Consider the following 13,481-nt stretch of genomic DNA (forward strand, 5'->3'; position numbering starts at 1 on the left):
ATCAGACAGGTTGCAGGTTGGACAATTCCAGGATGACGCCGCCAGGGTCGGTCACACTGGGATGTTCTACCAGATCGAATGACCATCGGTTAACGCTTTCTTGCACTTCGGCGCGGTAATCCCGGCCTTTGTGGAACAGGCCGCGCGCGCCTGATGTCAGCCATGGCGCCGACAGGTCCAGCAAGGTCGAAAGCGAGGCCAGCGCCCGCGCTGTCACGATTTGCGGTGTCGAAACAAGTGCATGGCTTTCATCGATACGGCGCGCCACGACCCGCGCCGGCAGGTTGAACTGGCCGACGACGGTCTGCAGGAACGACGCTTTTTTGCGATTGCTTTCAACCAGATCGATGCTAGCGCCGGCGCGCTCGGCCAGCAGGAAAGCCATGACAAGGCCCGGAAATCCGCCGCCAGAGCCGAGATCCACCCAGCGTGTGGCCTGAGGCTCTATGCGCGCGAGCTGCGCACTGTCCAGTATATGACGCTGCCAGACATCGCCCGACGTCGATTGCGCGACGAGATTGATGCTGCGATTCCATTTCTGGAACATCTGCTCGAACGCCACCAGCCGATAGAATGTTTCACGTGAAACCGGGCCTGCCGCGTCCTGCAGGCTCTCTAGGGACATAGAACTCACGCAACATCCCTTTGTGGGCGCCTGGCGCTCTCCGCATGGCGGACATGCGCGACAATGATCGCCAGCGCCGCCGGCGTCATGCCCTCCATGCGCTGGGCATCGGCGATGGAGCGCGGCCGCCGCGCCTGCATCTTCTGCTTCAATTCGTTGGACAGTCCCGGCACGCCGGCGAAGTCGACCGTCTCGGGGATCAGCCGGCTCTCCTCGTGCCGGATCTGGGCCACATCCGTCTTCTGGCGATCGAGATAGACCGAATATTTCGCCTCTGTTTCGAGGCGTTCCGCCGTCTTGCTGTCGATCGCCGCGAATCGCGAATCGATGCGACCCAGCCAGGCGACATCGACATCGGGATAGGACAGCAATTCATAACCGGAGCGGCGCACGCCGTCCCGGTTGATCTCCAGCCCGTGACGCGCCGCCTCGTTGGGCGTCATGGTGAGCGATTTCGCCAGCTCCCGCGCTTCATCGAGACTCTGCATGACTTGCCCGTAGCGCTGCATCCGCTGCGCCGAGGCAATCCCCAGCCTCTCCGCCAGGGGCGTCAGCCGCTCATCCGCATTGTCGGCGCGCAGCGACAGCCGGAACTCGGCCCGCGAGGTGAACATCCGGTAGGGCTCCGCGATGCCGCGGCTGGTCAGATCGTCGACCATCACGCCGATATAGGCCTCGGTGCGGCTGAGCACGATCTGCTCGCTCCCCGCCGCCCGCCGCGCCGCATTGAGGCCGGCCAGCAAGCCTTGCCCGGCCGCTTCCTCATAGCCGGTCGTGCCATTGATCTGCCCGGCGAGAAAGAGGCCACTAATGCGCTTCGTCTCCAACGTCTGATGCAATTCGCGCGGATCGACATGATCATATTCAATGGCATAGCCGGGCTGCAGCATGACGGCCCGCTCCAGCCCCGGAATGGTTTTCAAGATGTCGAGCTGCACGTCTTCGGGCAGCGAGGTCGAGATCCCGTTGGGATAGACCGTATCGTCGCCGAGCCCTTCCGGCTCCAGGAAAATCTGGTGCCCGTCTCGGTCACCGAACTTGACGATCTTGTCCTCGATCGACGGGCAATAGCGCGGCCCGACCCCTTCGATCGAACCGGAATACATGGCCGAGCGGCCGAGATTGGCGCGGATCAGCTCATGAGTCGCGGTCGTCGTCCGCGTAATGCCGCAATCGATCTGCGGCGTCTCGATGCGGTCGGTCATCAGCGAGAACGGCACCGGATCCGCATCCGCCGCCTGGCTTTCCAGCGACGCCCAATCGATGGTCCGGCCATCGAGCCGCGGCGGCGTCCCGGTCTTCAGCCTTCCAAGCTTGAAGCCGGCGCGGTCCATCGTCGCCGACAGGCCGAGGCTCGCCTGCTCGTTCATGCGGCCGGCGACGATCTTCTTCTCGCCGATATGGATAAGCCCGCGCAAAAAAGTCCCGGTCGTCAGAACGACCGCGCCACAAGCCAGGCGCCGGCCGTCGGCCAGGAGAACCGCCGTGATCTGCCCGTCGGCGATCTCGAAGTCCAGAACCTCGCCTTCGACCACGTCGAGATCGTTCTGCTGCCGAATCGCTTCCTGCATGGCAAGGCGATAGAGTTTTCTGTCGGCCTGCGTGCGAGGCCCGCGCACCGCGGGACCCTTGCGGCGGTTGAGCAGGCGGAACTGGATGCCGGCCGCATCCGCCACGCGCCCCATTAAGCCGTCCATGGCATCGATCTCGCGCACCAGATGACCCTTGCCGAGCCCGCCGATCGCCGGGTTGCACGACATGACCCCGATAGTGTCGAAACGCAGCGTCACCAGGGCGGTCCTGGCACCGGCGCGCGCGGCAGCGCTGGCCGCCTCGCAACCAGCATGGCCGCCGCCCACCACAACCACATCATAGTGATTGGTCATCACAAACTTCCCGGATTCGAATGATTGAGGGACACATGTCCCCGCGGAGCGGCGCTGTCAAGAAAACTCCGCGACGAGTTTCACGTGAAACAGAGCGGGGGTGCAACTGCAGCCATGTTTCACGTGAGTCACGCCGCCGGTCTATTATTCTCCGGCTGAGGTTCCTTACCGCCAGGGTTTCATAGTTTTCTCCTGGCTTGGCATTGGCCGAAGCCCTCAACTTCGTCATCCTAGGGCGGAGCAGGAGCGAAGCTCCGTAGCGGAGACCCTAGGATCCATGCCGCGACCTTGACCGTAGGGTGCAGCGGCACAGAATCCTGCACAGTGGCGGCTGCTTTGATGTCGCGGCATGGATCCTCGGGTCTGCGCCGCGTCGCTGCGCTCCTTGCTCCGCCCGTGGATGACGAAGTCATGGGCGTTCCACCAAATTAGCAAGGCACGCTCATCAAAGTGTAGCATCCAAGCCGTCAAGCCATAGGGAACCTGGTTCCTACCGACCGACCCAGTGTTTCACGTGAGTCATTTCCCAATACAAAACTGCGAGAAAATCACGTCCAGCATGTCCTCGACATCGATAGCGCCAACGATTCGGCCCAGGCGATCGGCTGCGAGCCGCAACTCCTCGGCGCGCAGCTCCTGCCCGACGGCCCGGTCATCCATGGCGAGGCGCAGATGACGGTTGGCCTCGCCAAGCAATTCGACGTGGCGTAGGCGCGACGGCAGGATATCGCCTGATCTGCCGGCTATCTCCACCGCACGCCGGCCGATTTCCGCAAGCAGTGCCTCCACGCCTGTCCCGTCCTTCACCGAGATGACGAGGTCATAGCCGCCGGCGACCTCGCTCGCCGCGCCGCTCTCGATCAGGTCGAGCTTGGTGCCGACGCGCAGCGTTGGCGCCACCGCCGGCAGCGAACCGACATCCCGTGGGTCCGCCACGTCCTGAAGCAACAGCAGCAGATCGGCGCCATGCGCCTTGGCCCTCGCCTTCTCGATGCCGATCGCCTCCACCTTCCCGGCGGCGTCGCGCAGGCCGGCGGTATCGATGAGCCTGACACGCAGCCCCTGTAGATCAAGCGTCACTTCAAGTAGGTCGCGGGTCGTGCCCGGTTCATCCGTTACTATAGCGGCATCCCGCCGCGCCAGGGCGTTGAACAGACTCGACTTCCCGGCGTTCGGCGCACCGAGGATGACCACCTCGAAGCCGTCTCGGATGATCTCGGCGGCGCGAAACCCGGCGATGTGCCGATCGATCTCATCGATCATTGTTCTGACATCAGACCAGACCGTATCCGAAACGGAACCGGGGACATCGTCCTCGTCGGCGAAATCGATCTCGGCCTCGATCATGGCGCGGGCATGGATCAGCCGGCGGCGCCAGCCGAGGTAGAGTTCGCTTTGGACGCCTTGGGCATTCAGGACAGCGAAGCGCCGCTGCGCTTCGGTCTCGGCATTGACTAAGTCAGCCAATGCCTCCGTTTCTACGAGGTCGATTTTACCGTTAAGGAAGGCGCGGCGCGTGAATTCACCCGGTTCAGCATGCCTGACGCCATCAAAACCACCGATCGTCTCCAGCATTCGAGCCACCACGGCGCGCCCGCCATGGACATGGAACTCGGCGACATCCTCACCCGTAAAACTGGCCGGTCCGGGAAAGAAAACGACCAGGCCGGTATCGAGCAAGGTCCCGTCGGGCGCCTTAAATCTACGCAGAACCGCCACCCGGTCCTTAACCATAGCTCCAGCAATCGTTTCGATTGCGAATCGAGTCTGCGGACCGGAAATGCGGATGACGGCGACCCCGGCCGGCAGCCGGCCGCTCGACAGCGCTACGATGGAATCGCCTGAAATCATTTGCCCGCTCTACCGAACCGCCCTAGCTTCACGCCTATCAGCCAATCGCACCCGAGTTTGCCCAGTGACGCTGCCCGCGCAAAACCTGCTTGCCGAAGAAGCCAGCCCCTATCTGCAGCAGCACAGCGGCAATCCCGTGCACTGGCGCGCCTGGTCACCGGCTTCGCTCGAAGAGGCAAAGGCGCTGGACAGACCGATCCTGCTCTCGGTCGGCTATGCCGCATGCCACTGGTGCCATGTCATGGCGCATGAAAGCTTCGAAAACGACGGTGTCGCCGCCGTCATGAACCGTCTGTTCGTCAATATCAAGGTCGACCGCGAGGAGCGTCCCGACATCGACCAGGTCTATATGGCGGCTCTCTCCGCGATGGGCGAGCAAGGCGGCTGGCCGCTGACCATGTTCCTGACCCCGGACGGCAAGCCGTTCTGGGGCGGCACCTATTTTCCGCGCGAGCCGCGCTATGGCCGCCCTGGTTTCATCCAGGTGATGGAGGCGGTGGACAAGGCCTGGCGCGAGAAGCGGGCGAGCCTCATCCAGAGCGCCGACGGCCTGACGACGCATGTCGAGGCGCGGCTCGCCGGTTCGCACGCCAGAACCGTGCTCGACCGCGACACGCTGGCGGAACTGGCCAAAGGCATCGACGGCATCATCGACCGCGATCTCGGGGGCTTAAAGGGCGCGCCGAAATTCCCCAACGCGCCGTTCATGCAAACGCTGTGGCTGTCCTGGCTGCGTGACGGCAACGCTGCCCATCGCGACGACGTCCTCAACAGCCTCGAACAGATGCTGAGCGGCGGCATCTACGATCATATTGGCGGCGGGCTCAGCCGCTACTCGACCGACGCCGAATGGCTGGTGCCGCATTTCGAAAAAATGCTTTACGACAATGCCCAACTCACCCGCTTCTGCAACTGGGCTTACGCGCAGAGCGGCAACGAATTGTTCCGGGTACGAATCGAAGAGACCATCGACTGGCTGCTGCGCGAAATGCGCGTTGACGGCGGCGCCTTTGCCGCCAGCCTCGACGCCGACAGCGACGGCGAGGAGGGGCTGTTCTACACCTGGAGCAAGGAAGAGGTCGAAAACACCCTAGGCGACGATTCCGCCTTGTTTTTCAAATACTTCACGCTCTCCAGCCCACATGGCTGGGAAGGCAAGCCAATTGTCCACCAAACAAGGTCCCAGCAAGCGCAGATCGATCGCCAGGAGCTCGGCCCGCTCAAGGCGAAGCTTCTCGCCATCCGGGAACAGCGGGTCAGGCCCGGCCGCGACGCAAAGACCCTCACCGACTGGAACGGCCTGATGATCGCAGCTCTTGCCGAGGCCGGCCGGTCCCTGGCGCGGCCTGACTGGATCATTGCTGCGGCAAAGGCCTTCGCCCATATCAGCTCAGCCAGCCGCGACGGCCGCTTGCCACATTCGATGCTCGGCGCCAGAAAATTGTTCCCCGCTCTGTCGAGCGACTACGCCGCCATGACCAATGCCGCGATCTCGCTGTTCGAGGCATTGGGCGACTGGAGCTATGTCGGCCAGGCCAGCAAGTTCGTCGAGCAACTCGACCATTGGCACGCAGACGCCGAGAAAACTGGCTACTACCTGACTGCTTCCGACAGCACCGACGTGCCGATCCGCATCCGGGGCGATGTCGACGAAGCCATTCCGTCCGCCACCGGCCAGATCATCGAGGCGCTGGTCAGGCTCGGCTCCGTCACCGGCAATCTCGAGCTGCAGGAAAGAGCCTGGCACGTCGCCGAGCATGCCGCCGGCCGCGCGGCGCAGCAGGCCTATGGCCAGGCCGGCATCGTCAATGCCTGCGCGCTGGCGATCGAGCCGCTCAAGCTGGTGTTGGTGGATGAGTTCACAGATCCAAAGCTCGTTCCGGTTGCGAATCGAAACCCGGACCCGCGCCGCATCGAAATCGTCGTGCCGATCGGTACGGCAGCGAATCGACCCTTGCTGCCCGGTGGAATCCTGCCGCCGACCGACAAGGCAGGTGCATGGTTGTGTACAGGGCAGGTTTGTTTGCCGGCGGTGACGGATGCTGAAGAGCTCGAGCGATTGTTGCGACGGCGATAGTTTTGCTAACCGCCGGCGAGAGACGCCCCCTCTGGCCCACCGGCCATCTCCCCCTCAAGTGGGGAGATCGGCAGCTTCGCTGTTCCGCTCACCTTACAGCGTTGATAATTGCCGAAAGCGACCAAGGGCATAATCTCCCCCCTAGAGGGGGAGATGCCCGGCAGGGCAGAGGGGGGCGCGAAGGACCGCTACCACATCCCCTTACGTGTTCATCGAATCGAAGAAATCCGCATTGGTCTTGGTCTGCTTGAGCTTGTCGATCAGGAACTCGATCGCGTCGGTGGTTCCCATCGGCGCCAGGATGCGGCGCAGCACGAAGATCTTCTGCAGGTCCTGCTTGGAAACCAGCAGGTCTTCCTTGCGGGTGCCGGACTTCAGGATGTCCATGGCCGGATAGATGCGCTTGTCGGCCACCTTGCGGTCGAGCTGGATTTCGCAGTTGCCGGTGCCCTTGAACTCTTCGAAGATGACTTCGTCCATGCGGCTGCCGGTATCGATCAGCGCGGTGGCGATAATGGTCAGCGAACCGCCTTCCTCGATGTTGCGGGCGGCGCCGAAGAAGCGCTTCGGCCGCTGCAGCGCGTTGGCGTCGACACCACCGGTCAGCACCTTGCCGGATGACGGCACGACGGTGTTGTAGGCGCGGCCGAGACGGGTGATCGAATCGAGCAGGATGACGACGTCGCGGCCATGTTCGACCAGGCGCTTGGCCTTCTCGATGACCATTTCGGCGACCTGCACGTGGCGCACCGCCGGCTCGTCGAAGGTCGAGGAGATCACCTCTCCCTTCACCGAGCGCTGCATGTCGGTCACTTCTTCCGGCCGCTCGTCGATCAGCAGCACGATCAGATAGCATTCCGGGTGGTTGGCGGTGATCGAGTGGGCGATGTTCTGCATCAGAACCGTCTTGCCGGTACGCGGCTGCGCGTTGATCAAGGCGCGCTGTCCCTTGCCGATCGGCGCCACCAGGTCGATCACACGGGCCGATATGTCCTTGGTGGTGACATTCTCGATCTCCATCTTCAGCCGCTTGGTCGGATAGAGCGGCGTCAGATTGTCGAAGTGGATCTTGTGACGGATCTTCTCGGGATCGTCGAAATTGATAGTGTTGACCTTGAGCAGCGCGAAATAGCGCTCGCCCTCTTTCGGGCTGCGGATCGGCCCTTCGACAGTATCGCCGGTCTTCAGCGAAAAGCGCCGGATCTGCGATGGTGAAATATAGATGTCGTCGGGACCTGGCAGGTAATTGGCGTTGGCGGAGCGCAGGAAGCCGAAACCGTCCTGCAGCACCTCGACCACGCCATCACCGATGATCTCGATCTCCTGGGCGGCCAGCTTCTTCAGGATCGCAAACATCAGCTCCTGCTTGCGCATGACGCTGGCGTTTTCGACCTCCAGCGATTCGGCATAAGCGATCAGCTCTGGCGGTTTCTTGTTCTTGAACTCGGCGAGTTTCATTTCTTGCATAGACGGACCTTGAATAGATGGAGTCTGGGTAGGCTTTGGGAAAATATCGGCGGGATGCGACAAATGCCGGGCGCGGCCGAAAACAACGAGGGGCGGCGCATGACGGGAAGGAAGACCCGTCTTTTATCGTCGGTCGGGTGAAAGAGCAAGCTGCGTTTTGCATGGCCTATGAAGGCCTAAACGCATCAATGCCTGTCGTAGTCTCCTGGCCGTTTTTGGGCAACATGCATCAGAACGGCTTGACCACCACCAGGATGACGATTGCGATCATCAGCAATGTGGGGATCTCGTTGACCATCCGCCAGTGCCTGGCCGGTTTTTCATTACGGTCCTCGGCGAATTTGCGCACCGCACCGGCCAGATAGCCATGCATGGCCGACAGCAAAAGCACCGCTCCGATCTTGGCGTGAAGCCAGCCGCCCTGGAAACCAAAGCCTTTCCAGGCAAGCCACAGGCCGAACACCCAGGTGACGATCATCGCCGGATTAATGATGCCGCGCAGCAGGCGCCGCTCCATCACCTTGAAGGTTTCCGACTGCACCGAGCCCTTCTCGGCATCGGCGTGGTAGACCAGCAGCCGCGGCAGATAGAGCATGCCCGCCATCCACGAGATGACGGCGAGGATATGGATCGCCTTGGCCCAGGGGTAGAAACTGTCGGGTGCCGCGAAATACAAAAGCGCGGTGAAAACGATCAGCACGGCGATACCTGATATCATGCGCATCATCGCCTGGCCGGTGCTGTTCGTGTTGTTCATCTGAGCCATCAGCGTGTCGCGCTCCGCACCTGTTTCACCATCGCCTCGACATGGGCGATCGGCGTCTCCGGCGTGATGCCGTGACCGAGGTTGAAGATCAGCGGGCCGTCTCCCAGCGCTCCCAGGATCGCCTCGACGCCATCCGACAGCGCCTTGCCGCCAGCCACGAGCCGCAAGGGATCGAGATTGCCCTGAACCGCACCCGAGCGCTGCAATTCTTTCGCCGCGATCAGGGGCACCGTCCAGTCGATGCCCAGCGCCGTTACGCCGGTCTTCTGTCGATAGGTCCGGTAGCGCGCACCGGCGCCCTTGGGAAAACCGATGATCGGGACATCGGGATAAACCGCCCGCACCCGGCCAACGATCTCAGCCATCGGCTGAACGCAGAACAAATCGAATGTTTCATCGTCCAGCACGCCGGACCAGGAATCGAAAATCTGCACCACATCCGCGCCCGCCTCGATCTGGCGGATGAGATAGGCGGCCGAATGTTCGGCAAGCACCTTCAGCAATCGTTGAAAGGCCACCGGCTCGCGATAGGCAAAAAGCCGCGCCGGCGCCTGGTCGGGCGTGCCATGGCCGGCAATCATGTAGGTCGCCACCGTCCACGGCGCGCCGCAGAAGCCGATCAGGGTTGTCTCGTCGGGCAATTTGGCCCGCAATCGGCGAACCGTCTCGTAGACCGGTTCGAGATTCACGTGAAACACCTTGCCTTCCAGAGCCAGAATCTGCGGCGCGGTGATCGGCGTCAGCAGCGGCCCTCTACCCTCTTCGAAGCGGACGTCACGGCCAAGCGCATGCGGAACGACAAGGATATCGGAAAACAGGATCGAAGCATCGAAGCCGAAGCGCTCGATCGGTTGCAAGGTCACTTCGACAGCAAGGTCTGGATCATAGCAGAGATCGAGGAACGAGCCTGCTAGCCTGCGTGTCTCCCGATACTCCGGCAGATAACGCCCTGCCTGACGCATCATCCAGAGCGGAGGCGGAAAATGAGCCTTGCCCTTCAGGACATCCAGCATGATCCGGTTCTGGGGCATCGAGCGCTCGCTTCTCCCGGCCTCTTCTATAATCAAAGATTCTTATATCTAAGATTCTTCTGATTCTAAGAGTCTGTTGGTTCTGGTGATTGCCACCTGTCCCGCTTTGCCCCGGAAAACACCAGCCAACATATTGTCGCGTGCTTCTTTTTCCCAGATGTAGGGTTCTGGGGATAGGTCGGAATCGATCAATCGAGTCAAAGCGTTAGGCAGAGCGGTGAAAGGCAGGTCCTGTGGACGGACTGTAGGCGAAAAAAGCCGTCCCCAAACTTGTCCCCAGTCGCCCGACGAAGCTGACAGCGCATCGAATTGTGGACAAACTGCCATCTGATACAGTCGCCTCCGACCGACCCCTCTTTTCATCCCGCTTTATCCACAGAAGCCCACAGCCCCAGGTGACCCCCTGTGAACAAACCCCAGAGCTTCTTCCACCTGCACCTGATTTCCGACGCGACCGGCGAAACGCTGCTCGCCGCCGGCCGGGCGGCTTCGGCGCAGTACAAGGATGCGCGCGCCATCGAGCATATCTATCCGCTTATCCGCACCGAAAAGCAGGTGGCGAAGGTGTTCGAGGACATAGAGGAAGAGCCGGGCATCATCCTCTATACGGTCGTGGACCAGAAGCTGGCGCGCGGCATCGACGAGCGCTGCGCGGCCATGGGCCTGCCCTGTGTGTCGGTGCTGGAGCCAGTGCTGACCGTGTTCCAGTCCTATCTCGGCACCCCCGCCGGCCGCCGCGTCGGCGCCCAGCATGTTCTCGACGCCGAATATTTCCGCCGCATCGATGCGCTCAATTTCACCATGGACCATGATGACGGCCAGCTGCCGCTCAACATGGACGATGCCGATGTCGTGCTGATCGGCATCTCTCGCACGTCGAAGACGCCGACCAGCATCTATCTCGCCAACCGCGGCATCAAGACCGCCAACATCCCGATCGTGCTCGGCGTGCCGGTGCCGGAAAGCCTGGTTGCCGCCAGCAAGCCGCTCATCGTCGGGCTGATCGCCACCGCCGAGCGCATCTCGCATGTCCGGCAAAACCGCATCCTCGGCAACAGCAGCTCGTATGAGGCATCAGACTATGTCGATCGCGCGGCGATCAGCGAAGAGCTCGCCTACGCCCGCAAGATCTGCACGCGCCATGGCTGGCCGATGATCGACGTCAGCCGCCGCTCGATCGAGGAAACGGCGGCGGCCATCGTTGCCCTGCGGGGGAAGAATAGATAGATGAGCCCCTTCCGCACCCGCAGGCCTGAGACAGTGTCCGAAACACCGCGATCCTTCGCGCCCCCCTCTGCCCTGCCGGGCATCTCCCCCTCAAGGGGGGAGATCGGCGGTTTCGCGGACCGCACTTTCTGTTCAACGTTAAAAATTGGCGAAAGCCGAAGTTACATCCAATCTCCCCCCTTGAGGGGGAGATGTCCGGCAGGACAGAGGGGGCGCTGTCCCGCCAACCTTTGGCAACCTTCTGCATTGCGCCGGTCAACGACGATTAACGGGCGAAAAACATGACCGAAAAACTCATCCTCGCTTCCGGCAGTCCGTTCCGCAAGGCGATGCTGGTCAATGCCGGCGTCGATGTCGAGGCGGTGCCGGCCGATGTCGACGAGCGCGCGCTCGAGTCGCCTTTGCAGGATAGCGGCGTCTCGCCCGAGGACGTCGCCCTGGTGCTGGCCGAGGCTAAGGCGACCGAAGTCAGCGAGCGCAGGCCGGGCGCCCTGGTGCTGGGATGCGACCAGACGCTGTCGCTCGGCGACGAGGTGTTCCACAAGCCGGCTGACATGGAGGGTGCCCGCCGTCATTTGCTGGCGCTGTCGGGCAAGACCCATCAGTTGAACAGCGCCGCCGTGCTGGTTCGCGACGGCAAGGTTTTGTGGCGCCATGTCGGCATCGCCTCGATGACCATGCGCAAGCTCGACCCCGCCTTCATCGGCCGCCACCTCGCCCGCGTCGGCGCCAAGGCGCTGGGAAGCGTCGGCGCCTATCAGATCGAAGGCGAAGGCATTCAATTGTTCGAGAAAATCGAGGGCGATCATTTCACCATTGTCGGCCTGCCGCTGTTGCCGCTGCTGGCCGAACTGCGAGACCTGGGGGCGATCGATGGCTGAGGCGTCGAAAAAAGCCTTCGTGTCGGGCCATCCGGTCAAGCATTCGCGCTCGCCGAAGATCCATGGCCACTGGCTGGCCAAACATGGCATCGACGGAAGCTACCAGGCCCTCGATGTCGCGCCGCAAGACTTTGCCGTGTTCGTGGAAACATTGCAGGCAAACAATTACCGCGGTGGCAACATCACCATCCCGCACAAGGAAGCGGCCTTCGCATTGGCCGAACGCCGCGACCAGGCGGCGCAAGAAATCGGCGCCGTCAACACGCTGTGGTTCGAGGACGGCGTCCTGTGGGGCGGCAACACTGACGGTCACGGCTTTGCCGCCAACCTCGACGATCATGCACCGGGCTGGGCAAGCAAGGGTCCGGCGGTGGTGCTCGGCGCCGGCGGCGCGTCGCGCGCCGTCATCCATGCGCTGAAGGAGCGCGGCGTTGCCGACATCCGCATCGTCAACCGCACTCTGGCCCGAGCGCAGGAATTGCGCGATCGTTTCGGCACCGGTGTCTCGGCGCATGGCATGGCGGCGACCAACGAACTGCTCGGCGATGCCGGCCTGCTGGTCAACACCACCGCGCTCGGCATGCATGGCAATGAAGGCCTGTCGGCGGATCCCGCCCGGCTGCCCGACCATGCCATCGTCACCGACATCGTCTATGTGCCGCTGGAGACGCCGCTGCTCGCGGCCGCCCGCGCGCGAAATCTGAAGACGGTCGACGGTCTTGGCATGCTGCTGCATCAGGCCGTGCCTGGCTTCGAGCGCTGGTTCGGCATCAGGCCGCGGGTGACGGCCGAACTCCGGGCCCTGATCGTCGCCGATCTGGTGCCGAAGCCATGATCGTGCTCGGCCTCACCGGCTCGATCGGCATGGGCAAGTCGACCACGGCAAAAATGTTTGCCGAGGCCGGCGTGCCGGTCCATGATTCCGACGAGACGGTGCATCGCCTCTACGCGGGCAAGGCAGCCCCCCTGGTCGAGGCCGCCTTTCCCGGCACCACATCCGCTGGCATGGTCGATCGTGCCAAACTTGGCGCGCGCGTGCTCGGCGATGCCGCGGCGCTGAAGCGGCTGGAGACCATCATCCACCCGCTGGTGCGCGCCGATGCCGATGCCTTTCTGGCCAGGCATCGTGGATCAGGCGCGCCGATCGCCGTCCTCGATATCCCCCTGCTGTTCGAAACCGGCGGCCGCAACCGCGTCGACAAGGTCGTCGTCGTCACCGCCCCGGCCGAGACCCAGCGCGAACGCGTGCTGGCACGGCCCGGCATGACGGAAGAGAAGCTGGCGTCGATCCTGGCCAAGCAGGTGCCGGACGCGGAAAAGCGCCGTCAGGCCGATTTCATCGTCGACACCGGACAGGGGATGGACGCCGCGCGGGCGGAGGTCGCTGCAATCATCAGCCAGCTGATAGGGGTTGGCAAGCCAGGTGGTTGAGCCCACCGCTCGACCGCCAGCTGCCGATGTGAGAGCCGCTTATCTGCCTGCCGGCTTTGCTCCTTCCTCCCCCTCCGGAGTTGGGGACGGCATTCGCCAAACGCGCAGTAGCCGCAACCCAGGCACAATCTGGCAAGCAAGAAAACCTAGGCAAGCGGCAAAGGTCGACCCCCACTCCGTCGAGCTTCGCTCGACACCTTGTATCTACACGAGAGAGATTTCGTGGGATTAGAGCGATT

Annotated in this window: 11 protein-coding genes; 5 read left to right on the top strand and 6 right to left on the bottom strand. The window is 62.7% G+C overall.

All coding sequences use genetic code 11. From position 1 onward, the window contains the following. Nucleotide 1 precedes the first annotated feature (1 nt). From rsmG to mnmE, 3 genes are all read right to left on the bottom strand, one after another. Complete coding sequence (gene rsmG / locus AC0L2D_RS30910) at nt 2–634, bottom strand: 16S rRNA (guanine(527)-N(7))-methyltransferase RsmG (protein ID WP_063173414.1); 633 nt, start codon at nt 632–634, stop codon at nt 2–4. Beyond that, nucleotides 631–2,511 carry a tRNA uridine-5-carboxymethylaminomethyl(34) synthesis enzyme MnmG gene (gene mnmG / locus AC0L2D_RS30915; RefSeq protein ID WP_027162836.1) on the bottom strand — a complete coding sequence of 627 codons (1,881 nt, stop codon included), beginning with the start codon at nt 2,509–2,511 and terminating at the stop codon, nt 631–633. Before mnmG ends, rsmG begins: the two co-directional genes overlap by 4 nt. A gap of 519 nt (nt 2,512–3,030) precedes the next feature. Beyond that, a complete protein-coding gene (gene mnmE / locus AC0L2D_RS30920; protein ID WP_473543940.1) occupies nt 3,031–4,362 on the bottom strand; it encodes a tRNA uridine-5-carboxymethylaminomethyl(34) synthesis GTPase MnmE in 1,332 nt (443 codons plus the stop codon). 64 nt (nt 4,363–4,426) lie between these two features. On the opposite strand from mnmE, the gene AC0L2D_RS30925 reads away from it, so the two are divergent. After that, nucleotides 4,427–6,439: a thioredoxin domain-containing protein gene (locus tag AC0L2D_RS30925; RefSeq protein ID WP_473543942.1), complete on the top strand. Its 2,013-nt coding sequence runs from the start codon at nt 4,427–4,429 to the stop codon at nt 6,437–6,439. Nucleotides 6,440–6,640: 201 nt separating this feature from the next. On the opposite strand, the gene rho is transcribed toward AC0L2D_RS30925, so the two are convergent. The 3 genes from rho to hemE form a co-directional block, all read right to left on the bottom strand. Beyond that, nucleotides 6,641–7,906: a transcription termination factor Rho gene (rho, locus tag AC0L2D_RS30930; RefSeq protein ID WP_013528732.1), complete on the bottom strand. Its 1,266-nt coding sequence runs from the start codon at nt 7,904–7,906 to the stop codon at nt 6,641–6,643. Between the two features lie 229 nt (nt 7,907–8,135). Continuing rightward, a complete protein-coding gene (gene hemJ, locus AC0L2D_RS30935) occupies nt 8,136–8,672 on the bottom strand; it encodes a protoporphyrinogen oxidase HemJ (RefSeq protein WP_063173417.1) in 537 nt (178 codons plus the stop codon). After that, nucleotides 8,672–9,703 (bottom strand): uroporphyrinogen decarboxylase, encoded by a 1,032-nt coding sequence (gene hemE / locus AC0L2D_RS30940; protein WP_473543943.1) that lies wholly within the window; start codon nt 9,701–9,703, stop codon nt 8,672–8,674. The genes hemJ and hemE overlap by 1 nt, the downstream gene beginning before the upstream one ends. Before the next feature lie 405 nt (nt 9,704–10,108). On the opposite strand from hemE, the gene AC0L2D_RS30945 reads away from it, so the two are divergent. The 4 genes from AC0L2D_RS30945 to coaE all read left to right on the top strand — a co-directional run bounded on the left by AC0L2D_RS30945 (nt 10,109) and on the right by coaE (nt 13,242). Further along, nucleotides 10,109–10,930 carry a pyruvate, water dikinase regulatory protein gene (locus AC0L2D_RS30945; protein ID WP_013528729.1) on the top strand — a complete coding sequence of 274 codons (822 nt, stop codon included), beginning with the start codon at nt 10,109–10,111 and terminating at the stop codon, nt 10,928–10,930. A gap of 281 nt (nt 10,931–11,211) precedes the next feature. Then, complete coding sequence (locus tag AC0L2D_RS30950; protein WP_473543945.1) at nt 11,212–11,811, top strand: Maf-like protein; 600 nt, start codon at nt 11,212–11,214, stop codon at nt 11,809–11,811. Continuing rightward, nucleotides 11,804–12,646 carry a shikimate dehydrogenase gene (locus tag AC0L2D_RS30955; protein ID WP_473543947.1) on the top strand — a complete coding sequence of 281 codons (843 nt, stop codon included), beginning with the start codon at nt 11,804–11,806 and terminating at the stop codon, nt 12,644–12,646. Before AC0L2D_RS30950 ends, AC0L2D_RS30955 begins: the two co-directional genes overlap by 8 nt. Then, a complete protein-coding gene (coaE, locus tag AC0L2D_RS30960) occupies nt 12,643–13,242 on the top strand; it encodes a dephospho-CoA kinase (RefSeq protein WP_473543949.1) in 600 nt (199 codons plus the stop codon). Before AC0L2D_RS30955 ends, coaE begins: the two co-directional genes overlap by 4 nt. Nucleotides 13,243–13,481: the final 239 nt, after the last annotated feature.

Source organism: Mesorhizobium sp. WSM4833 (genome assembly GCF_055811095.1).